We start from the raw sequence: 20,746 nt of genomic DNA on the forward strand, positions 1-20,746 counted from the left end.
CATACCTATTTTAAAGCGTTGTTTAAATACGGAACAATTTTGTTAAAATCTTCTAAGTTTACCATAGAGGTATTTTGTTTGAAGGAACCGTCAGCACCCTTTAATAATTGGAACGAAATCATGTCCAGACCAGTTTCTTCTTCAAGCACAATTATTGTCACGGAATCATACGGAAGCTTTTCTGGATTCTCGCGATAGTAATTACCATATAGTGACAATGAAGATTGTATGTCACTCCATAGAGCCTCAATAGACTTTTCTGATAGAGTATATCCAGTATCAAGAGTAACGTATAAATCATTATCTGATATAGAATATTTTGCTTTTTCTCCAAATGATTCTAAAACCCAAGCCTTTGCTCCAGCTTGCGACATATCTTCTTGAGCCTTTTCTTTTTTTAATTCGGTTAATTCTTTTTGAACCTTTTCTAATTCGCTAACTTTTGTGTCATAATTCTCTTGAGAAACGGAAGATGCACATCCAGTCAACATAGTGGCCGAAATAAACAACGCAATTAAAATCCTTTTCATATTATTTCCTCCTCCCCCTTCGGTACCACTCGAAGGGTATTATTTTGCTTCTTTCAATTTTCTCGAACCCTCATTTTCTTGATTCATTCTCTTAATATATCCTTTTAATTCTCCTTTGAATTCTAATTGGGCGTCCATTGGCAGCTGATGTATTAAAGAAATCCAATCAGCATCAGATTGAGAAATACAGTTATTATGTCGATTTTTTCCATATACGAGAAAATCTAATGAAACCCCAAAATGTTCAGAAAAACGCACAAGCATTTCTCCGCTTGGCAATTTCCCGGATTTCCAATTAGCCATAGAACCTTTGCTCATGCCAAGTTCTGTAAGTAATGTTGTTGGTTTTATGTTCTTTTCTTTACATAGTTTTAAAAGTTGATCGTAAAACAAAAAAACTCCTTTCCTAAAAAAGTTCAAAAAAATGCACATAACTATTGACAAGTGCATTTTAATGCACTATTATTAAAGTGTAATAACCAAATGTTTAAAACATTTTTCAAAAAAGAGTGACGGCAATCACTCAAGGTGTAATGCAACTGAATAATTATTGATTGGCTTCTACTAAAAGAGCCTTGTTATTTTCTTCAATCATAACAGATACAGCTCTTATTATTGCTTCTGCGGAAGCTTGCAATATTGAAGCGTCATTTAGTTTAACGCCGCTGTTTTCGATACTGGACAGAATCTTACGGTTGGCATCTGAAAATTCTGTCAATCCAATATTTTGAAGTTGCTCGGCCCATGATGATGAATTATTCATATCTGATACTCCTTTCTGTGATTGTTAACGTATAACGTTATTCTAAGACAAAATTGAACGAATGTAAACAACAAATGTAATTAACAAATGTTTAAAGACGATAAGGGGGTGGAAAATGTGAAACGAACTCTTCCGACATGGTGCAAAGAAGTTAAAAAGTCCATGATTGATGATGATATAAACATGACGGAACTGGCTGAGCGTGTTGGTATGTGCCGGAATTATGTATCTGGTGTTGTTAATGGTCGAGTTTATGCACCGGAGATTGCGAAGAAGATAAGCCAGGACAGAAATATCACAGTTCCATATACGGAAAATATCGTTTGATTATATTTTAGCTTAGCGAGGAGGAAAATTAAATGGGAAAGCATGCTACGAAAGCGGGGGAAAACATATTTACCCAGGCACGTTACAATGCGGCAAAGTTCAATGACCGCCTAAACAGCAGAGAAGGTGCATCGGAAGAACTTGGAATAGATAGAAGTCGTCTGGCACGCATAGAACTTGGAAGCAAGAATCCATTTCCGGACGAGGTGCTGATGATGTCAGATATTTACAACGCACCAGAGCTGAAATCTTATTACTGTAAAAATATGTGTCCGCTTGGAAAAGATTTTCCGGAAATTAGGGTAGAGGCGTTGGACAGGATTAGTATTAAGGCCTTGTCATCGTTCAGAAAAATTTCTGCTGCGAAAGAACTTCTTCTTGATATTACTGAGGATGGCGTAATAACGGAAGATGAAAAGGAAGATCTCAACAAGATTATCAAGACATTGGACGAGTTGAATAAAATTACACAGAGCTTAAAAATTTGGGCTGAAAAAAATTTAGAGTAAAGGAGGCGGTTGTATGGCTGCTGGCATCGTAAAAGAAATTAACAGTACAAACCGTTCATATTACATGGTAAACGACATAACTGAATTGCTTGGAATAAGCCGGTCAAAAGCGTATGAAATGATTCGCACGATGCGAAAAGAGTGCATCGCATCCGGTAAACTTACAAAGGCTTATCCGTCCGGAAGAATTCCAAAAAAATATTTCAATGAACATTGCATGATTGAGTAGGAGGTGGAAGAAAATGTATTATCGTACATGTCCGGAATGTGGAAGTAATCTGGATCCGGGAGAACAATGTGACTGTAATGAGGAAAAAGAGTTCAGGAAAGAAGAGTCAAAGCGTGTTTCTAGGATGTTAAAAATTGAGGAAAGCGGTCAAATGAGTATTTTATTTGAGGAGGCAGTATGAAGGTACTTAGATTATACGATCTGATAAATGATAAAGAAACAATTATTATTTGCTATAGGTATCCAAGAACTGCCGTCCTTAGGCAGATGGATGCCGAGAAAATAGAGAACGAAAGGAGGAAAAGGAAAAGACAGATTTTCGTAAGAAAGATAAAGGAAGCGGCAATTTCTGCCATTGAGATTGCTGTATCCATAGTAGCTGGTTTGGCATTTTTGCATATCATATCCGAAAAGCTTCTTGAAATACGAGGGTATGAAGCTCTTGGTGGAGAAGTAATAGCGGCAGGATTTATCACATTTTTTACATTTTATGTTTTCGAATGGATAGGAGATCGGATATGGACAAGAAGATGATTGATGATGCAATAGGATTTGAGATACCAGAAGAGCTTTATGAAAACGCTGTGATTTCGGCAAGAAAAAAACTCCAATCACTAATACAGCGTTTTGGCGATTGCAACGGTGTTAGACGGACACCGGGCTATCTGGCTGAATTAGTGATTGAAGCCATTAAGTCAGAACTTTTAACCAAATACACTCTGACGATGGCGATTGCCGATCAGGCGCATGAGAATTAAAAGCAATTTTATTTTAGCACATGAAAGAGAGGAAAGCAATATGAAAGATGTAATGGCATCATTGCCGGAAGTAATAAAAGAGTACAAAGGTTATAATCTGTTAATCCCGACAGCGACAGATGTTCAGCTCAACCCATTCTATAAATTCCATGTGGAAGAAGTTGCGGTGGATTTGAGTGAAACAAGTGGAGATATTTTCAAAGTCGGATCCGTTGACACTGGCAGAAAAGACGACAAAGGAAACAAGATATATGCGGACGCCTTCTCCCTGTCCAAACCGTTACTAAATAAAATGGCTATGGCGGCTGGTATTCAGTTCAATCCCGAACAGACATATGGGGAACGGATCAACCGGGTGACGTACCGGGCACATGCACAGGGTGCTATGCGAAAAGCCGATGGAACCTGTCGAACCGAAACGGACCAGAAAGAAATTTGTCTTGAAGATGAAGAGGAAAAATACAGAATCGAATTCTCTGATAAAGCTGCAAGAGGGATAACCGATGATAAACAGGCAAAAGCCGCAGCTGAGATCTTTAAAGGAACGTGGACTAAAGCAAAGAATAAATGGGGGAAAACAGTTGATGCCTATGTGATTGATGAGGTAGACCGTGAGAAGTACATTGAAAGATCAGTCATGGTAAATATGGCGTTACTAAAAAAGACTTGGGCGGAAAAGGCAATCACAGGAGCAAAACTACGAGTAATAAGAGCCTTGCTTGGCGTAAAAGGTACGTACACAAAAGAGGAACTGAAAAAGAATTTCGCAATTCCTACAGTAGTTTTTTCTCCAGATTACTCGGAGCCGTCGGTAAGACAGGCGATGCTTACCCAAGGGATCAGTTCTGTAAATAATATGTTTGGCGTTGGGGCCCTTCCGGTAAAAAGAATGGATTTTGAAAACGAGGATACATTCGATGCAGAGGCATTTGAAAACAATCCAGCATTTCAAAGTGACGCTTCGGAAGATGACGTAATGGATATTCCGGAAAACATTCCTGATGAACCACATACAAAGGAGCCGACATCTCCGTCGGAGAATGAAGGATATTTCTGTGACGGATGCGGAATTGAAATTAATGAGAGGGTGTACGAATATTCACTGAATAAATACGGACGTCCGCTGTGCATTAAATGCCAGAGAGGGGGCAGCAGGTAATGAATATGATCAAGATTACTACTGGCAATCAAATTTCTGTTCATGACTTTCCGGATGGGAGCATTTCAGAACAAACGAAGTTGCTGTGCAAGTACATAGGACCGGAATGCGAGCTGGTAGAACACGTAATGCCAAAACGATTATATACAGAACTCAATGCTCCTCGTAAAAGAGGAAATTGTGTAAGCATGTTGGTAGATGAAGATGGATATTATCATGAATTATCCCCGAATATAGTCGATTCATGGCTTTATGAAACAGATCAGAATGGTTGCCCAATACTTGGAAACATATTGATTGTAGGCGAACAATGGATAAACGAAGGAATTTCTTTTTGCGGATTAACAGAAGAGCAGTTCTCCCTGCTCTTTCCACAGCTTAGAAATTTAACAGAGAAAGCGAGGAAAAACGGATGAAAATATTACACACAGCAGACTGGCATATAGGACAGTTTAAAGGACCTGTTGAGGATGGAGTAAATCTCCGTTCTCTTGATACCATTAAATGCCTTGAGTATATGGTTAAAGTTGCGGAAGAAGAGAAGCCGGATATGGTGTGCATTAGCGGGGATATCTTCCACCAAGAGCAGATAGGACCGGTTAGGTACTCTGATGAAATGGTTACGGCCACGAGGATTATCGAGGGATTGGCAGAGCGCTCCAAGTTTGTAGTTGTGATGCGTGGAACACCGAATCACGATGGAGCCGGACAGTTTCGGGTTCTGGAAAAGATGCTGTCGAAGAATAAAAAAATTGCAGTTGTCACTACACCGCAGGTTATCTCTACTCCAATAGCGGATGTTGCCTGTATTCCCGGGTTTGACAAACAGGAATTTCGAGCGAAATTCCCTGGCTTGTCTGCAGAGGAAGAAAATCTGACATGGACCAAGTATATATCAGATATGGTTATGGGGTTAAGGGCGCAATGCTCAAATACAAATATCATACCAGATATGACTCCTGCAATTTTGATGGCACATTATACAGTGCCAGGATGCAACATGGAATCTGGACAAACCTCATTCTTTTCAAATTTTGAACCTGTTATTCCAAGAGAAGCCATACAAGCGGCGGATTATTCGGCAGTTCTTTTAGGACACATCCACCGTCCGCAGACCATAGAGGGACTGGAAAACGTATTTTATTCTGGCGCAATAAATGCAATGAATTTTAATGATGAGGGACAAAGCAGAGGGTTCTGGATACATGAATTTGACGGGAGAAGACTTAAATCCAGAAAGCGATATGAGACTCCGTACAGGAAGTTTCAGACGGTAACATGGGCACAAGAGGATGTTGAGAATTATCTCTGCCGGGGAAAGGAGTTTCTCTTTACAGAGGGATATCCGTTCCTTGTATCAGATAAAATTGTCAGAATCAAATATAGCTGTACTGTTGAACAGAAAAAGGCACTTAATATACCGGTTTTGCAGTCTGATTTATATGAGATGGGTGCATTCTATGTAGCTGACATTGAAGCGGAAAGTATGGTTGATGTAGCAAACAGAGGTCTCTTGTCAGAGGAAAGCGATCCGTTGCTCAACTTGAAAAAATGGCTCTCTGAGAAATGTGTAAAAGATGCGGACAAGATCGTTGAACTGGGCGAACCAATTATTTCAGTTGCTATGAAGTCGGAAACGACATCAGAGAACCATGGAGTTTTCCGTCCGGTATCAATCTCGGTTAAGAACTATCGAAATTATAAAGAAGAAGGTTTTGATTTTTCTGATGTTTCATTTTGCTCTATCAATGGTGTAAATGGAGCGGGAAAGAGCAGTCTTTTCATGGATGCTATTGCTGATTGCCTATACGAAGAAACAAGAGAAGGGGATAACAAAGCATGGATCCGAGGGACGGAAGATGCAAGAAGTGGCTCGATAGAATTTGTGTTTGATATTGGGGATAAGCGTTTCCGGGTTGTGCGGACAAGAACGAAGTCAGGCAGGGCAACCTTGAACATTTCGCAAAAGGATGGAGAAGAATGGCTGAACCTGTCTGCAGAGAGAATAAAAGATACACAGGCTGAAATAGAGAAAATCCTTGGTATGGATTCAATGACATTCCGCAGCTGCGCTTTAATCATGCAGGACCAGTATGGGTTATTCTTGCAGGCTAAGAAAGAAGATCGCATGACTATCCTTGGAAATTTATTGGGGCTTTCGGTTTATGGTCTGATGGAACAGGAAGCAAAGAAGCTTCTGGCAGATACAAAGCGGAATCTTCTTTCTAAGAAGGAAGCTGTAAAAGTAAAATCCGAGTTCGTTGCAGAAAAAGGAAATCCGGACGGAGAACTTGAGAATTTGGAAAAAGAGGCTTCTGAATTTGACCAGATACGTAAGATGACAGAACAGGACATTGAGGTATGCAAAAAGCAGATTGCAGACCGTAAAGAGGCACAGGATAAAAGTACTGAACTTTTGCAATCTACTGATACAGCGAAAAAAGAGCTTCTCTCAATACAATCCGAGAAGGAAGCAGCAGAGAAAGAAATGGAAACGTGCGATGTTTTTCTGAAAAATTCTGAAATCATCATGGCGAAAGCGGCGGAATATGAAGCTGCGGAAGAAACCGTAAAAAAACTGGCTCCCGATGTAATGGAATACGAGTCGTGCAAGCGATCTTTGGAAGAAAAACAAAACCAGATCCTGCGTTATGAAAATATTATTAACACAACTCAAATTCAGAACCGATCAATAGAGGAACAACTTTCTAAGATTGAGACTGCAGAGGAAGAACTTATTTCGCAGAAGCTTTCTGAGCTTGAAGACAAACGAAAGGAACTTGCAGAAATACGGGAGAAAAAGGACCGGTGTTCAGCCGTATGTGCAGAGGTAAATAAGAAGCATGGAGAAGTAACCGAAACTGTACATGGTCTTTCTACACAATTGCGGCTCGCAGAGTCGGATCTTGATTCGTACAAGAAACAGCAGGAGTTTATGGATAATTCCGGATGCCCTGATATTGAAAATGCAACATGCAGATTTCTTGAAAAAGCCAGGGAAGATGTTGCGAAAATCAAAAAGACGGAAGAAGAGATAGCGGAAATAAAAGAAAGTATCCGAATTGCCAAAGAAGATTACGCAACGTATGCAGCTGAAAAGAAAAAGGAGATTGCAGAAATCGGGTATTCAGAGGAACAGGAGAAGAACGTTCTTAGTGAAATCACTAATCTGGAGACTTACCAAAAGCGGAAAGATGAGATAGACAGACTGAAAGCTTTAAAAGCCCGTTTAGAAGGGGAGAAAGCCTCTAATGATAAAACAATAGTTTCATGTACTGAAAATGTCTCTACGGTCAAATTAGAAAGCCATAAGATAACGGAAAACGTTTTAAAGCTAACTGAAACAGTTGAAAGATATCAAGAAGCAAAACGAATATCGGAAGAACTGCGGATATATGCAGATCAGAAAACCAATATTCCGGTTTACGCAGAGAGAAAGAAGCATATAGCCGAAAAGCTGAAAGATCTTGAAGAACGGGAACGGCTTAAAAATGAAGAGTGGTCTAAGTTGTGTGCCGAATATATCCGTTTGAACGAAGAACTTGCTGGATTGCCGGAAGGAAAAGAAGAAAAACTTTCCGAGCTGGAAAGAAAGAAGATGGAATTGGAGGAAAAAGCAGCTTCCATGCAAGTCAGAAAAGGGGTGCTGCTTCAGCGGATAGAGGATACAAAAAAAGCAAATGAAGAAATCAACCAGCTTAAAGCAGAGATTTCCCGGGATGCAGAGAAAGCGGCTCGGTATGAGGTGCTGAAACAGGCATTCTCCCAGGACGGAGTGCCGCATCAGATTGTCAGAAATATTATTCCTCATATCACTGATACGGCGAATAACATCCTTGGTCAGATGACCGGCGGAACCATGGGAGTTGAATTTGTAATGGAACGCACCGTAAAAGGAAAGGATGGAGATAAAGCTACTCTGGATGTACTTATCAACGAATACGGAAAAACGACACTGCCGTATGCTTCAAAGTCTGGAGGCGAAAAAGTAAAGTCTTCCCTTGCTGTTATTCTTGCTCTTTCGGAAATTAAGGCGACTGCAGCCGGTATCCAGCTTGGGATGTTGTTCATTGACGAGCCCCCGTTCTTGGATGATGATGGAGCACAGGCCTATGTGGATTCTCTTGAAACAATCCGTAGCAGGTATCCGGATGTAAAAGTGATGGCAATCACACATGATGATGCGATGAAAGCAAGGTTTAGTCAGAGTATCACAGTTATTAAGACTGACGAAGGATCAAAAGTAATCTGCTAGGAGGAAACATAATGGGAAAACGATACTATTGGTTAAAGCTGCCGGAGGGATTCTTCCGGCAGAAGCCGATAAAGAAATTACGGAAGATTGCTGGCGGGGATACCTACACAATCATTTATCTGAAAATGCTGCTTATTGCGATGAAAAATGATGGCAAGCTTTACTTCGAAGGCGTAGAAGATGATTTTTATGAGGAATTGGCACTGGATCTTGATGAAGATTCGGAAAACGTAAAAGTAACGGTCTTATTCCTGATTCGACAAGGGTTAATGGAGTTGGTTGATGAAACAGAGTACCGCCTAACGGAATGCGATAAAATGGTTGGTTCAGAAAGTGCAAGTGCTGAACGAGTAAGAAAACATAGAGAACAGAAAGCGTTACAATGTAACAGCAATGTAACAGGAGTGAAACGCATCGGTAACGTAGAGAAAGAGATAGAGAAAGAGATAGAGAAAGAGATAGAGAAAGATACTATATGTCCGGAGGTAATAACCTCCAGACCGGAAGTGTTCATTTCACTTCCTCTGGTTACTGGATCAGGATCTTTTGATGTCACCTTGGACTACCTCAATTCTCTTAGAAACTTATATCCAGCCATTGATGTTGAGCAGGAGTTTCGGAAGATGTATGCGTGGCTTGACAGCAATCCTAAGAACCGAAAGACAGAAAGAGGGATAAAGCGTTTCATAACTGGATGGCTCGGAAGGGCGCAGGATAAGGCACCGATCATAAAAGCAGGAGGAATGCAGGACAACCGTAGAATGACAACGGGGCAATACATGGAATCTACGGCAAATTGGTATGGAGGTGGAAACTAATATGACACCACAGGAGTTTGATGTGATAAGAGCTGCGATCAAAAGTGCATATCCAACGTTTAACATCATGCCTGACAGGTACAGTATTCAGTTGTGGTACCGAATGCTTGGAGACATCGACTTCAAGATCTGCGAGACAGCACTTCAAGAACTGATCGCAACACAGACGTATCCTCCGCAGATTGCAGAAATAAGAGCGAAATGTGCGGATTATACATCGCCACAAATAAAAGATTCCGGAGAAGCCTGGGGTGATGTACAACGTGCAATCCAGAAATACGGATATTACCGGTCAGACGAGGCGGTGGAAAGCCTGTCTGGTCCGACAAGGGAAGCTGTAGAACGGATGGGCTTCCGGGAGCTGTGCCTGGGAGATAATCCAGTTGCGAACCGAGCACATTTCTTCAAGATTTATGACGCTATTGTACAGCGCAAGATCAATGACAGCCTACTTCCGGAGCTTGTATTGAAAAAGAAATCAGAGTACATGCTTAGCAGCAGGGAACAGGAGAAGAAGACACCGAAAATCGAGGATAAAGACCCAGACTCTGCAAGAAATGTATCAACCCCTGAATTCATAGATAAGCTCATGAGGGAGAAGGGATTGCGATGAAGGCGAAGAAAGAAGTGCAAGAGATACAGGGGACAAAGCAGGAATTCTTAAAAGTCTTTCGGGAAATGTGCTACAGCCGGAGTGCATGGCAGGTTTGGGCAGATCTCATTAGCATGATAGCGTGCTCTCTGGCGAATTCCACAGATCCGGACAAGGCGGGTGTTCGATATTTGGAGAGGGAGCAGGAGTACAAACAATGCGCAGAGCGTCTTGGCGGTGTAGATAAGCCGTCACGGTGCATGGCTGTAATCGTTGAAGCTCTCGAAAGAAACCCGGAACAGGATTTCCTCGGAGAATTGTTCATGGAATTGAAGCTTGGAAATCATTGGAAAGGACAATTTTTCACGCCCTATTGCGTATGCAAGGCAATGTCAAATATGGTTACGGGCGATGTGGACGAGCAGATAGAGCAAAGGGGATATATAAGTGTTTGCGATCCTGCCTGCGGGGCGGGCGCAACACTGATTGCCACCGTAAGTGAGATGAAGTTGTCAAAATATAATTTTCAGAACCATGTCCTGTTCGTGGGGCAGGATGTTGACCGGGTGGCGGGAATGATGTGCTACATACAGCTTTCGCTGCTTGGATGCGCCGGATATATTTGCATCGGAGACACGCTGACAAATCCCGTAACAGGACATGTGCTTTTTCCACAAGAGAGAGAAGGGCAGGAATTTTGGTATATGCCTATGTTTCGGATGGATGTGTGGTCGCTGCGACGGATGTTCCATTGTATCGGAGCCATGAGCGCACCAACAAAGAAGAAAGAGGAGAAATCCACAAAGTATTATATGTTTTTTGATTTTAAGAAGGAGGAAACACAATGGGAGAAAATGTAAAACATTTTTCGTTGGAAGAGAAAAACGACAATACCTACGGCTGGCCATGGAATGAAGTTGTAAAAACATTTCTTCAAAGCCATTACAACGACGAAGAAAAACAGTGCTCAATAAAAATCAGAAACAAAGAGTACAAGATTTTAAAGAGAGAAAGCGTCACAGTATTCTATGACGCTGATGGCAACACATTGTTTGATGTAACCAATGACCGTCTGGAAAAGGAGTACGAATCCGGAGTATCCGATGCAGAAGAGGAATTGGAGAACAATGTACCTGTAGAACCTATGGGGGAAATAATTGAAGAAACCAAGCAGGAAGCATTCGAAGCAGTTATATCCGAAGGAGAAAAAAATACAAAAACTGAGGATTTTGTTCTGATGGGAACCGCATCGCTCGCTGATATAGTGGGTGGTTTACCGACTCCGACGGATGAAACAATAAAGAAAGCGGAGGCTGAGAATGCAAAACCATTAAAACAGAGAGCTAAGGAAAAGCTGGAAGGAGAATTAAAGAACGCCAAAGATAAGAATTTTGCCGATCCGGTTATAACCTATTTGCTGAAGCGCTGTGAAGAAGATGACGGTCTTGCGGAAGACGTTCTTCAAAATCATAAAACATGGGAAAAGTGCTATGGCTATATTTACGAGCAGGCGAGAAAACAGAAAAGTGGAAATTGTGCTGTGGTTCGGGATGATGTGGTTTACGAATGGGCAGAAGATTATTTCCATTTGGATGATAAAGCCATTGAAGAAAAGAAAAAGAAAGAGGAAAAAGAGCGGAGAAAGAGTCAGAAGCAAGAAACTGAGAAACGCAAGCAACAGAACTCCAAACAGAAGCCTGGCAAAGAAAAGACATCGGAAAAGACACCGGATGCGAAATCGGTAAAAGAAGTCAAAAAGAAGACTCCAAAGAAGAATGAGCCAGAAGGACAAATGTCATTATTTGATTTGTTATAGGGAGGGATAGATGTGGAAAAAAGAAAATTATCTGCTATTCCAAGACCAAGCGCAACTAAGGAAATGATAGAAGTTGCAGATCGGCTTGGAGGCATGAGACATATTGTGACAGCAGATCTGGTTGATGATAAAAAGATACTGCTTCTGAATTTCTTTGAGATTAAGGCCCTCAAGAATGGAAAAACAGAAGCAGCTTTCCGGACATTTCTGTCGCACGATGATTATATCACGCAGGATTTGAAAACGTCAAAGGTTAAATGGATTACAGGTTCATTTGATAGGATGGATAACTTTTCTTTAATGGATTATGCGTATAATCAGCAAGAACATAAAAGCTCATATCGGCTCAATGTATTCATGAGATCTGACGAAGAGTTAAAAATAGTAAAGTATTTCTTTAGAGAATACTCCAGGACCGATGATAAATACAGCCCCTGGGTAGAAATACATAGATTTCAGCAAGAGGTTTTAGATAAGCGTTTGGCAGAAAAGCATAAGAAAGAGACTGACAAGATCGATGTGGTAATGAATCCAATAAAGGACGCACCGAAAGAATTTTTCGATTGGGTGTGGAATACAGGAATGAGCTTTGCACGATACCTAATCTACAAGGAAGTGGAAAAAGGTAAGGCATTATGTGAGTGTACACATTGTAAGAAAATCGGAATTGTGGACAGAAAAAATATCCGTCTTCGGAATAACGAGAAAGGAATCTGTCCGTTCTGCGGTAGCAGGGTAACTATTAAGGCAAAAGGACGAATGCCTGCTCGGACACACGATGAACGGTGGTTCGCATATGTGGATCCTACGAAAGACGGTTTTGTCTTCCGGTACTTCAAAGCACATCAATCAATGAGAAGCGACAGATATGTGGACATGTTAATAAATAAAGGCAGAATTGAAAGGTATGTTTCTGAGTACAGTAGGGCTATTTATACGTTCCCGAAAGGAAAACCAAAATGCGAATCATATGAGTGGGGAGTGTATAAGCAGAGAGGAAATTGCCGCTGGTGTCCAGATCAGGGAAAGATCTCCTGCATGGAATGCATATTATATCCCGGAAATCTGCCGCAGGCGTGGGAACACACTCCTATGAAATACTCGGCATTGGAAGTGCTTTCAACCAATATTCCTACAGTTTCCATGAGATATGAGGATGCAATCAAAAAGTATATAGAATTTCCGAAAATGGAATGGATCTGTAAAATGGGGCTCAATAAGATTGCAAAAGGCATTATCAATTCTCGATATAGTGGTTATCAGACCGGTAAGGTCAATGTTAAAGGAAAGACCATATATGAGATTTTAGGACTGACAAAGGTAAATACCAGAGTATTGCAGGTTGTTGATGGAAACCACGATGTACTTCGGCTGTTGCAGGTAGCACAGCAGATTGGCTTGCAGTTTAAACCGGAGCAGATCCAAGAGTATTACGAAACGTTCGGATGTAATACGGATTTATTGAAACAGGCAAACCGGAAGACGACGCTTCATAAAATCGTGAAGTACATTACGAAAGAAAGCGAAAACTATCCAATAGGTGAACAGGGGGTGTGCTGGAGATACTCATACATAAGGTACAAAGAACGGGAAGATCCTCGAATCGAAAGAAAAAGGAATATGGCAAAGGATTGGCTTGAATATTTAGACTGGTGCAAAGATCTCAAGTACGATTTGAATAACATGTTTATTTATATGCCAAAGAATTTCAAAAAGGTACATGACAGGACTGCAGAGGAATTCCAGATTCTTCAAGATAAAAAAGCGGCAGCGGAGAAAAAGAGAAAGGAACAGGAGGCTAAAAGAAGGATGGAGAAGACGAAGAAAGCGTTAGCAGAAATTCTCGGTCAGAACGAAGGGGTGGATGCGTTTTCGATAAAGGGAAAGGGCTTGATACTTGTGGTTCCAAAAACAGGGGATGAGATAAGAGCAGAGGGAGCTGCGCTTCACCATTGTGTCGGAACATATGTAGATCGTGTTGCAAAAGGAGAAACAAGCATATTCTTTATCCGGAAAGCAAAGGAACCGGACAAGCCATATTTTACCATGGAGTGGAAAAACGGAGATATTGTCCAGTGTCGTGGATCACATAACTGCGGAATGCCACCAGAAGTAAAAGCGTTTACGGAAGCGTTCAAGGAGAAAATGACTACACAGATGAGGAGGTGTGGATAATGGATCGCAAGATTATAAGGAGCATTAGAAAAGGATCTGCACAGTGGAATGAAGAAGATAGACTGCAGCTGGTTACTCTGCTTGTGAAAGCGGGGTATTGCGTAAAGATCGGGCGGCGGCCTGTTCCAGGGCAGGAAGATAAGAAAAACGGACAGATGGAGTACACCGTTGAATACTGGGAGGAATGATTATGAAAATTGGAGAAGTTGTGGAGATCTTAATAAGAGTCAAGGATGACTATGGATATTTTGATTACCGAAGACAGGCCGTAGAAGAAGCATGCAATCTTCTCGACAAGCTGCCAAGAATGGAGGAGGCGAGAGAATATGAACCGGTCGAAAATAGAGTGGTGTGATCATACGTTGAATATCATTACCGGATGCCGCCATGGATGTGAATATTGCTATGCAAGGAAGATTAGTCAGCGGTTTTGCGGAAATGTAAAACTGAATAAAACAATGAAAGACAAATACCGGGAAGATGAGGGAGGATACATTCTGGACGAGCCATTCATTGGAGAAAACGGAAAGCAGATCATATATCCGTTTGGTTTTGAACCTACGCTTCACAGGTACCGTATAAACACGCTGGATAAATTAAAGATGGGGCAAAATATTTTTGTCGGCGCTGTGGCCGATGTATTTGGAGATTGGGTGCCGGAATCTTGGATTAGGGAGGTTTTTGAGTGCTGCGAAGAGCATAAGCAGCACAACTACCTGTTCCTTACAAAGAATCCGGAACGGTATGCAGATCTGGATCTTCTGAGTGCTGACAATATGTTTTACGGAACGAGCATAACCAGGGAAGACGAAATGCACAGGTTCAATTTTCTGCCGGCTTTCAGAAACAGATTTGTGAGCATTGAGCCGATACTGGAGGATATGCAGCCAGAGAAACACAACTTGTTATTCCGACAAGTTGACTGGGTAATCCTAGGTGCAGAAACGGGGTTGCGCCGCGGGAAGGTAATACCGGATGCGAAGTGGATCTGGAAAATAGTTGAATTGGCAGATCGTGAGCATACGCCGATATTCATGAAAGACAGCCTCATAAACATTGTTGGGGAAGAAAATATGCGGAGAGATTTCCCAGAGCAACTGCTTGTCAGAAAGAAAAGCGAGAAGGTGCTGAAGAAGCTGATGGGAGAATGTGTGGAGTGCCATGATGAAATGGAGAAAAATAAAATGGTATCTTTGTCAGCCAGATCGAAGCGAGGAGGAAAAACAAGCAGCTTCGCTTATATGTGCCGGCCATGCTTTATCAAATGGTGCAAGGAACATGGGGTTGAAATACCAAAACTGGAAGGATTAGAAAATGAAAAGTAAAGGAGCAGACATGGGTAAGAGTAAGAGAAATTGTAGAAGAACTGAAGATGAGGTGCGGATTCACGAAAAGGCCGTAAAGATGAGGAAAATGACAGATGAACAGCTTGTTCACTATGTCGAGGATAGAGTGGAAAAAGCCAGAAGCGAAGGATTTAATAGCGGGAAGAAGGAATCTGGAAGCGGTAAGGGCACAAGGGAATTCCTTGAAGAACTGCAGACGTCCAAGATTGCGGGAATTGGAGCAGTTACAATCAATAAATTATTAAAGGTGGCAACAGAGCATGGATACATACAGTAGGGCATTAACGGGAAGTAGATCTCGGGCATCGGGAGAATATTTTGAAGGAATGATTAGTGCAGCTTGCCGATTTTATGAAGAAAGAGGGATTTCCGTAATAGAGAAGACGCCAGAACCGATGAAAGTCTTGAAGCCATATGACAGAAGAAGAGGGCAGTTTATCTGCTGTTTTGCAAAACAGGCACAGCCGGATTTTAAAGGTGTATTGATGGATTCAACAATGGTCTTGTTTGATGCAAAACACACCGATAAAGAAAAAATCATGAGAAGCGTAGTTACTGAGGAACAGGAGGAATGCTTTGAAAGATATATGAAACTTGGAGCAATGTGCTTTCTGGTGGTTTCGATAGGGCTTGATAAATTTTATCGTGTTCCATGGGTGGTATTCCGCGATATGAAAAAAATCTATGGACATAAATACATGGACGAAAAAGATCTTGAAGCATACAAAATTAAATACTTAAATGGAGTTCTGCGATTTTTGGACGGCATAGAACTTCGGGAGGGAGAGAAAGAATGAAACTGAAAAAATATGAGTTGGTAAGAGCGATTGACAAAGTAAAAAGTGTTGTTCAGAAAAATCCACAGAGACCGGCTTTGGGAGGGGTTCTGATCAAAGAAGGTTATGTAATAGCTGCGAACAACGAAATAACGATACAGGTCAAGGTAGAGGGTGCTGATGAGGAATCATTCATACTTCCTGCAAAGGCGTTTGATTTGATAAAGAATCTCCCGGAAGGCGAGGTTGAAGTAAAGTGCGATGAGAAGTATGTTGTAACGATACAGATGGAAAAGATTAAGAATAGTTACCAGTCATTTCCTGCGGAAGATTTTATGTATAGCAAGATAGAAACTGGAGAGGAAAACGGGATAATCCTTCCGGGAAAATTATTGATAGAATCGTTTTCTCATGTTCTATATGCAGCTGCAGATAAGTCACCGGGACACCAGGAGTTAGAGGGAATATATCTTGAAGGTGGAGAAGAATGCATGAATCTTGCGGCGACGGATGGGCATGTAATGTGTTGGGACCAGATCAAAGCCTCTGGAGTTTCTGATCTGAAACTGATAGTACCTAAAACAGCAGCTAAAAAACTTACCTCTATGGGAATGGATGATGATGTGAACCTGTCTTACGACAGCAATAGTGCGATTTTCAAGACGGACAATTATGTAATTCACACAAGAATTTATAACGGTAAGTACATACCATATCAGAAGATGTTTATTGAGATGGATAACTACACTATTGTAAATCGTGATGAGCTGATCGGAGCCATGACACGAGCGAAGATGTGTACAGATGAAAATGTTCCGGCTGAATTTGATGTGTCTGACAGAGAAATAAACCTAATACTGAAAGATAAAGTAACGAACTACCAAGAAAAAGTAGCTTTGCAGGAACCGATTAGAAATCCGATACGAATCGGCTTTGATTCTCGGCTTGTTCTGGAGACGATAAAAGCATTCACATGCGAAAACATTACATTGAACTTTTCGGGATCTAAAACTCCGATGATTGTACAGGCGGAGGATTCAGATATGAAAGCGTTGGTTCTTCCGGTAATGCTGAAAGGGGCATCAAAATGAGTAATATAGATGAGAAGGTAAAAAAACTTTTGGAATATGACTTGCAACCTACTCTGCGAGGTGGATGGAAAATAACAGAAGAAATGAGAGCGTTAATCCATGAAATTGCTGAGGAGTGTAACAGCTTAGAAGTAACGCAAAAAATAAATACGGATATACCGGAGTGGCTTGAAGAGGCTGCTCCGGAGGAAATCTATATACACATGCTCAAGAAGATCGTTTCCGCTCCAACAAGGATGCATATGATTTGCGTTCCTCGCGTCTTGATACCGATTATAGATCAAAAGCTTTGCAAAAACGAGGAAATTTTTCCGCATGTTGTCGGGCAGGAAGCGGAGATGTTTGTTAATGGAGAATGGAAAAGGGGAAGAGTTGTTGAAGGGTACAGGTTTAAAGATGGGATTGTGACGATTGAAACTCCGGAAGGGGAACGGATATGGTGTGGGGAAGATAGAAAGGATTTATACCGGCTAGCGAAAGTGGAAGATTAGTCGAGAGGATAATGAGATGGAAGACAGAGAAGATAGATTGTGGTTCCTTTTCCAGTTTCTTCATGATGTTGAGGAGAAAATGTCAAAAGAAGAACAAAAGCAGGTGATGATAGAGAAAGCAATAAACCTAAAGCTCATGTGCGATTATGTTGTAAGCTGCTCCTATCTCGACATAGTGCTGATCATATGCATGTTAAGGGATTACGTCCGGATGGTTGACGAAATAAGAAGAGACGACATTCAATGGTCTGCATATTACCGGGATAAATTCACTAGAATGGCAGATCGGCTTTCGGAACAGATTGAATATAACTATGATGCGGCGAAAGAGAGGTGTCTGGCGAAGCGTCAGAAAGAGGAAACCGCAAGAGATATAGGCGAAGATGCAATGACACTGGCCGTTAAGTACGGAAAAGGAAAGAAAAAATGATGATTTAGGAGGAAAATAGTATGCACAGATTATGTTTTTACGGATATAGCGATGATACATTTGGAGAATATGGTGTGACTGGCGATGATATTGATAACTGCGGAAACTGTGAACCCATTCAGTGTGTGATCGATTGTGGGCAGAATGGCAGACTGATGGTAATAGGACAGTATTCAAGGGCTTCCGCTGACAACGGCTGCTGGATGGTTGGGGTGAGTAAAGTTGATGAATATGATGAGTGGCCGGATTGGGCTATTTCAACTGAGTCCTGCAAAGAAGTAGAATATTCGCCAAAACTTGTTATCGATATTCCGGCTGGAAGGTTTGAATTTACCTGGTACAAAAACGGTGAGAAGGTTGGAAAAACTGACATTTAGGAAGGGGGGACTGACATGACAGTATCGGAGAAGATAAAAGTAAAAGACGTTACAACGCACAGCAAAAACGACAAAGACAGGAAGCCGAGAATTGTTGAACTGGAAGTATGTGGAATCAAGTTCAGAGTTCATAGGTACATACATATTCCGGGGACGTGGTTTCTTTCTTGCAATGAATTCAATATTGATAAAGAGGACATGAAAACGGATGATCTGAAAGAAGCAATACACAATGCAAGAGCATTTCTGGTCGGATATTTGGATGCAATGATTATTCAGTTGCAAAGCGCAAGCAAGATTCTTCAAGAAAGCGAGGAAATTGAAATATGACAACAATAGAAAAAATATTACAGGAGATTGAAGAAATGAAATATCCAATTGATGGCATTGGATGTGGATTGGAAGATGCCGGAATCACAGATAGGTATGAATCGGCTGAATATGGATGGAATGAGGCTGCTGACATGGCATACGATGTAGTTAAAAATCATTTATCTGATACGGAAAATGAAGGATGGATTCTCGTAGAAGATGGACTACCAGAAGAAAGAAACAGTATGTTCGCAAAATGGAAAGGAACAGATAAATGGTCTGAATCCATGTTTGAAAAAATCTCGAGTGATGTGAATGTGACTGTTGAATATGAAGATGGAACAAGACAAACGATAACTGCTCACACATTAGACGGAAAATGGGCGCTTCCGAACAGAGTTGTTAAGCAAAAGGTTATTGCCTGGCGACCGCTTCCAGAATCCTACAATCCAGAGAAAGGATGTGGTTAAAATGAAGAGGGGACATAGAAGGATGCCTGCATATGGAGAATGCGAACATGGAGGACGATATATTTTGGATGATTATACATGGTCAAGAAATCACACCAAGGCTGAAACTATCCGACGGTGGAAAAGAAATCTGAAGAAAAAAGCCAGAGCTGCAAATGCAAGGCTGTCGAGGGAGAGTGAGGAATGAAGTGAAAGATGAATAGTGCAGAGTGTTTGATACGTGCTCAGGGAGAACAGATATTAAGAGGGGAGGAAGGAAAAAATGCCAGACAACATGGGAAAAAACGGGGAAGGATATCCGGATCCTACAGCCGGATTGGCATGGAGAAATATCCGAAAAGAAGAGAATCGGCGGGAGATGGAGAGAGCAGCGGTAATCAGTAACCTTATACCGATTATGAAACAGACTGCGGAGCTGGCGGGATTTGAGGTTGTCGGCCGGATTGTCCTAAAGGACAAGCATACTGGAAAAGAATACAGATAGGAGCGTGGTATTGTGAATGCAAGATATCCGAACTTGGAACTGCTTGAGTACAAAGCAAGAGTAGCATTATCTCAAGATGAAGAGTTTTTGAAGATCTTCGAAGAGAAGAAAAGGAACAATAAATATGCATATGCGGAAATAGATGCCGTAATGTTTCCACAAGTATGGGGGAGCACTTGTACTGGATTTGACGTTACTGAAGATGGAAGCCCAGCCATTGGCGGATGCGCTATGACAAAAGAGTACACTACGGTATTTCACGAATTGCTGACAGATACATATATTATATTTTTTGGCGAAAGGATATGCTATAAGGTCACGAATGCGAATGCGGAATTTTATGAAGATCTGCAAAAAAGGAATATGGCAAGTTTGAGTGAGGCAAAGAGGAGGTATTAACGGATATGAAAAGCAATATCACATTACAGCAGCTTGCTGAGTATATGAGAAATCTTGCGTATGATGATTTTTCGAGGAAAATTAGATGGAGCCTTGGAGTTATTCATCCAAAGACAAATGATGGAGACGTTGGATTTTCTGGAGGGATATGGAATGATCCGCAAGAGGCAACAACCTATATGAGTATCAGTTTCTGTTTTAGCGAGACAAGAGGGATTTATAATTTTAAATCATGGGTAAATAAATCAGAGATTAGATGGGTTTTTGGAGAAACTCCTACGTTCGATGAGTTTAAACAGGCATCGGAAAAAATCTTTATCGAACAAGAATTTTGTACCAAACCAATGTCGCCATACGATAGGACAAGCTCTAAAGTGTATGCTACGGGAAATAAATGGGCAAAGGAGAATTTTGATGCCACTCATAATTAAAGGGAGGGCTGTGTTGTGTACACAAAGTGTCAAAAGTGTGGGAAGAAACTTACGGATCCGGAAAGTATGAGACGCGGATATGGACCGGAATGCTGGTCGCAAGTAAGCGGCTTAGAGAATACTTTTGGAAAAAATGAAATGAATGAAGAAATCCCTGGCCAAATGAATATTTTCGATTTTCCAGAAGCTCTCCCGGATGGAGTGTAAG

Annotated in this window: 32 protein-coding genes; 29 read left to right on the top strand and 3 right to left on the bottom strand. The window is 41.3% G+C overall.

Annotated features, from left to right (window positions below; all coding sequences use genetic code 11):
* Positions 1-5: 5 nt before the first annotated feature.
* From ACZM6M_RS00620 to ACZM6M_RS00630, 3 genes are all read right to left on the bottom strand, one after another.
* Positions 6-530, bottom strand: a complete 525-nt coding sequence (locus ACZM6M_RS00620; protein ID WP_173878630.1) for a hypothetical protein — start codon at positions 528-530, stop codon at positions 6-8.
* Between the two features lie 39 nt (positions 531-569).
* Entirely contained in the window at positions 570-923 is a 354-nt protein-coding gene (locus ACZM6M_RS00625; protein ID WP_489489353.1) for a helix-turn-helix domain-containing protein, read from the bottom strand.
* A gap of 154 nt (positions 924-1,077) precedes the next feature.
* Complete coding sequence (locus ACZM6M_RS00630) at positions 1,078-1,293, bottom strand: hypothetical protein (RefSeq protein ID WP_489489355.1); 216 nt, start codon at positions 1,291-1,293, stop codon at positions 1,078-1,080.
* A 117-nt stretch (positions 1,294-1,410) separates the two neighbouring features.
* Between ACZM6M_RS00630 and ACZM6M_RS00635 the strand changes: the two genes are divergently transcribed.
* From ACZM6M_RS00635 to ACZM6M_RS00775, 29 genes are all read left to right on the top strand, one after another.
* Positions 1,411-1,620, top strand: coding sequence for a helix-turn-helix domain-containing protein (locus ACZM6M_RS00635; protein WP_225084604.1), 210 nt, complete (start codon positions 1,411-1,413; stop codon positions 1,618-1,620).
* A 32-nt stretch (positions 1,621-1,652) separates the two neighbouring features.
* Positions 1,653-2,129 (top strand): XRE family transcriptional regulator, encoded by a 477-nt coding sequence (locus tag ACZM6M_RS00640; RefSeq protein ID WP_173878622.1) that lies wholly within the window; start codon positions 1,653-1,655, stop codon positions 2,127-2,129.
* A gap of 13 nt (positions 2,130-2,142) precedes the next feature.
* Positions 2,143-2,358 (top strand): transcriptional regulator, encoded by a 216-nt coding sequence (locus ACZM6M_RS00645; protein WP_173878620.1) that lies wholly within the window; start codon positions 2,143-2,145, stop codon positions 2,356-2,358.
* Between the two features lie 13 nt (positions 2,359-2,371).
* The gene (locus ACZM6M_RS00650) at positions 2,372-2,539 is read left to right on the top strand and encodes a hypothetical protein (protein ID WP_268802963.1); all 168 of its coding nucleotides are present in this window, start codon (positions 2,372-2,374) and stop codon (positions 2,537-2,539) included.
* Positions 2,536-2,892 (top strand): hypothetical protein, encoded by a 357-nt coding sequence (locus ACZM6M_RS00655; RefSeq protein WP_173878618.1) that lies wholly within the window; start codon positions 2,536-2,538, stop codon positions 2,890-2,892. Before ACZM6M_RS00650 ends, ACZM6M_RS00655 begins: the two co-directional genes overlap by 4 nt.
* On the top strand, positions 2,877-3,116 hold the full coding sequence (locus ACZM6M_RS00660) for a hypothetical protein (RefSeq protein WP_173878616.1): 240 nt from the start codon (positions 2,877-2,879) through the stop codon (positions 3,114-3,116). The genes ACZM6M_RS00655 and ACZM6M_RS00660 overlap by 16 nt, the downstream gene beginning before the upstream one ends.
* A 40-nt stretch (positions 3,117-3,156) precedes the next feature.
* Positions 3,157-4,275 (top strand): ZZ-type zinc finger protein, encoded by a 1,119-nt coding sequence (locus ACZM6M_RS00665; protein WP_268802964.1) that lies wholly within the window; start codon positions 3,157-3,159, stop codon positions 4,273-4,275.
* Entirely contained in the window at positions 4,275-4,691 is a 417-nt protein-coding gene (locus ACZM6M_RS00670; protein ID WP_489489360.1) for an SAM domain-containing protein, read from the top strand. Before ACZM6M_RS00665 ends, ACZM6M_RS00670 begins: the two co-directional genes overlap by 1 nt.
* Complete coding sequence (sbcD, locus tag ACZM6M_RS00675) at positions 4,688-8,530, top strand: exonuclease subunit SbcD (protein WP_489489361.1); 3,843 nt, start codon at positions 4,688-4,690, stop codon at positions 8,528-8,530. Before ACZM6M_RS00670 ends, sbcD begins: the two co-directional genes overlap by 4 nt.
* Positions 8,531-8,541: 11 nt before the next feature.
* Positions 8,542-9,348 carry a phage replisome organizer N-terminal domain-containing protein gene (locus ACZM6M_RS00680; protein WP_268802967.1) on the top strand — a complete coding sequence of 269 codons (807 nt, stop codon included), beginning with the start codon at positions 8,542-8,544 and terminating at the stop codon, positions 9,346-9,348.
* A gap of 1 nt (position 9,349) precedes the next feature.
* On the top strand, positions 9,350-9,961 hold the full coding sequence (locus ACZM6M_RS00685; RefSeq protein ID WP_173878606.1) for a replicative helicase loader/inhibitor: 612 nt from the start codon (positions 9,350-9,352) through the stop codon (positions 9,959-9,961).
* Positions 9,958-10,800, top strand: coding sequence for an N-6 DNA methylase (locus ACZM6M_RS00690; protein ID WP_173878604.1), 843 nt, complete (start codon positions 9,958-9,960; stop codon positions 10,798-10,800). Before ACZM6M_RS00685 ends, ACZM6M_RS00690 begins: the two co-directional genes overlap by 4 nt.
* On the top strand, positions 10,785-11,756 hold the full coding sequence (locus ACZM6M_RS00695; RefSeq protein ID WP_489489363.1) for a Cas9 inhibitor AcrIIA9 family protein: 972 nt from the start codon (positions 10,785-10,787) through the stop codon (positions 11,754-11,756). The genes ACZM6M_RS00690 and ACZM6M_RS00695 overlap by 16 nt, the downstream gene beginning before the upstream one ends.
* A gap of 12 nt (positions 11,757-11,768) precedes the next feature.
* The gene (locus tag ACZM6M_RS00700; protein ID WP_489489365.1) at positions 11,769-13,931 is read left to right on the top strand and encodes a PcfJ domain-containing protein; all 2,163 of its coding nucleotides are present in this window, start codon (positions 11,769-11,771) and stop codon (positions 13,929-13,931) included.
* Positions 13,931-14,119: a hypothetical protein gene (locus ACZM6M_RS00705; protein WP_173878598.1), complete on the top strand. Its 189-nt coding sequence runs from the start codon at positions 13,931-13,933 to the stop codon at positions 14,117-14,119. Before ACZM6M_RS00700 ends, ACZM6M_RS00705 begins: the two co-directional genes overlap by 1 nt.
* A 2-nt stretch (positions 14,120-14,121) precedes the next feature.
* Positions 14,122-14,286 carry a hypothetical protein gene (locus ACZM6M_RS00710; protein ID WP_173878596.1) on the top strand — a complete coding sequence of 55 codons (165 nt, stop codon included), beginning with the start codon at positions 14,122-14,124 and terminating at the stop codon, positions 14,284-14,286.
* Positions 14,258-15,256, top strand: coding sequence for a DUF5131 family protein (locus ACZM6M_RS00715; protein ID WP_173878593.1), 999 nt, complete (start codon positions 14,258-14,260; stop codon positions 15,254-15,256). The genes ACZM6M_RS00710 and ACZM6M_RS00715 overlap by 29 nt, the downstream gene beginning before the upstream one ends.
* Positions 15,246-15,554: a hypothetical protein gene (locus tag ACZM6M_RS00720; RefSeq protein WP_226973323.1), complete on the top strand. Its 309-nt coding sequence runs from the start codon at positions 15,246-15,248 to the stop codon at positions 15,552-15,554. The genes ACZM6M_RS00715 and ACZM6M_RS00720 overlap by 11 nt, the downstream gene beginning before the upstream one ends.
* Positions 15,538-16,074, top strand: a complete 537-nt coding sequence (locus tag ACZM6M_RS00725) for a Holliday junction resolvase RecU (protein ID WP_173878592.1) — start codon at positions 15,538-15,540, stop codon at positions 16,072-16,074. The genes ACZM6M_RS00720 and ACZM6M_RS00725 overlap by 17 nt, the downstream gene beginning before the upstream one ends.
* Entirely contained in the window at positions 16,071-17,144 is a 1,074-nt protein-coding gene (locus ACZM6M_RS00730; protein WP_173878590.1) for a DNA polymerase III subunit beta, read from the top strand. Before ACZM6M_RS00725 ends, ACZM6M_RS00730 begins: the two co-directional genes overlap by 4 nt.
* Entirely contained in the window at positions 17,141-17,635 is a 495-nt protein-coding gene (locus ACZM6M_RS00735; protein ID WP_489489368.1) for a hypothetical protein, read from the top strand. The genes ACZM6M_RS00730 and ACZM6M_RS00735 overlap by 4 nt, the downstream gene beginning before the upstream one ends.
* 16 nt (positions 17,636-17,651) lie before the next feature.
* A complete protein-coding gene (locus ACZM6M_RS00740; protein WP_173878586.1) occupies positions 17,652-18,065 on the top strand; it encodes a hypothetical protein in 414 nt (137 codons plus the stop codon).
* Positions 18,066-18,085: 20 nt separating this feature from the next.
* Positions 18,086-18,442 (top strand): hypothetical protein, encoded by a 357-nt coding sequence (locus tag ACZM6M_RS00745; RefSeq protein ID WP_173878584.1) that lies wholly within the window; start codon positions 18,086-18,088, stop codon positions 18,440-18,442.
* A gap of 15 nt (positions 18,443-18,457) precedes the next feature.
* The gene (locus ACZM6M_RS00750; protein ID WP_173878582.1) at positions 18,458-18,772 is read left to right on the top strand and encodes a hypothetical protein; all 315 of its coding nucleotides are present in this window, start codon (positions 18,458-18,460) and stop codon (positions 18,770-18,772) included.
* A complete protein-coding gene (locus ACZM6M_RS00755) occupies positions 18,769-19,224 on the top strand; it encodes a hypothetical protein (RefSeq protein ID WP_226973321.1) in 456 nt (151 codons plus the stop codon). Before ACZM6M_RS00750 ends, ACZM6M_RS00755 begins: the two co-directional genes overlap by 4 nt.
* A 262-nt stretch (positions 19,225-19,486) precedes the next feature.
* A complete protein-coding gene (locus tag ACZM6M_RS00760; protein WP_268802971.1) occupies positions 19,487-19,708 on the top strand; it encodes a hypothetical protein in 222 nt (73 codons plus the stop codon).
* 12 nt (positions 19,709-19,720) lie between these two features.
* Positions 19,721-20,107 carry a hypothetical protein gene (locus ACZM6M_RS00765; protein WP_268802972.1) on the top strand — a complete coding sequence of 129 codons (387 nt, stop codon included), beginning with the start codon at positions 19,721-19,723 and terminating at the stop codon, positions 20,105-20,107.
* A 5-nt stretch (positions 20,108-20,112) separates the two neighbouring features.
* Complete coding sequence (locus ACZM6M_RS00770) at positions 20,113-20,538, top strand: hypothetical protein (protein WP_268802973.1); 426 nt, start codon at positions 20,113-20,115, stop codon at positions 20,536-20,538.
* Positions 20,539-20,553: 15 nt separating this feature from the next.
* Positions 20,554-20,745 (top strand): DUF6011 domain-containing protein, encoded by a 192-nt coding sequence (locus ACZM6M_RS00775; protein ID WP_416887342.1) that lies wholly within the window; start codon positions 20,554-20,556, stop codon positions 20,743-20,745.
* Position 20,746: the final 1 nt, after the last annotated feature.

This window comes from Enterocloster sp., assembly GCF_057861365.1.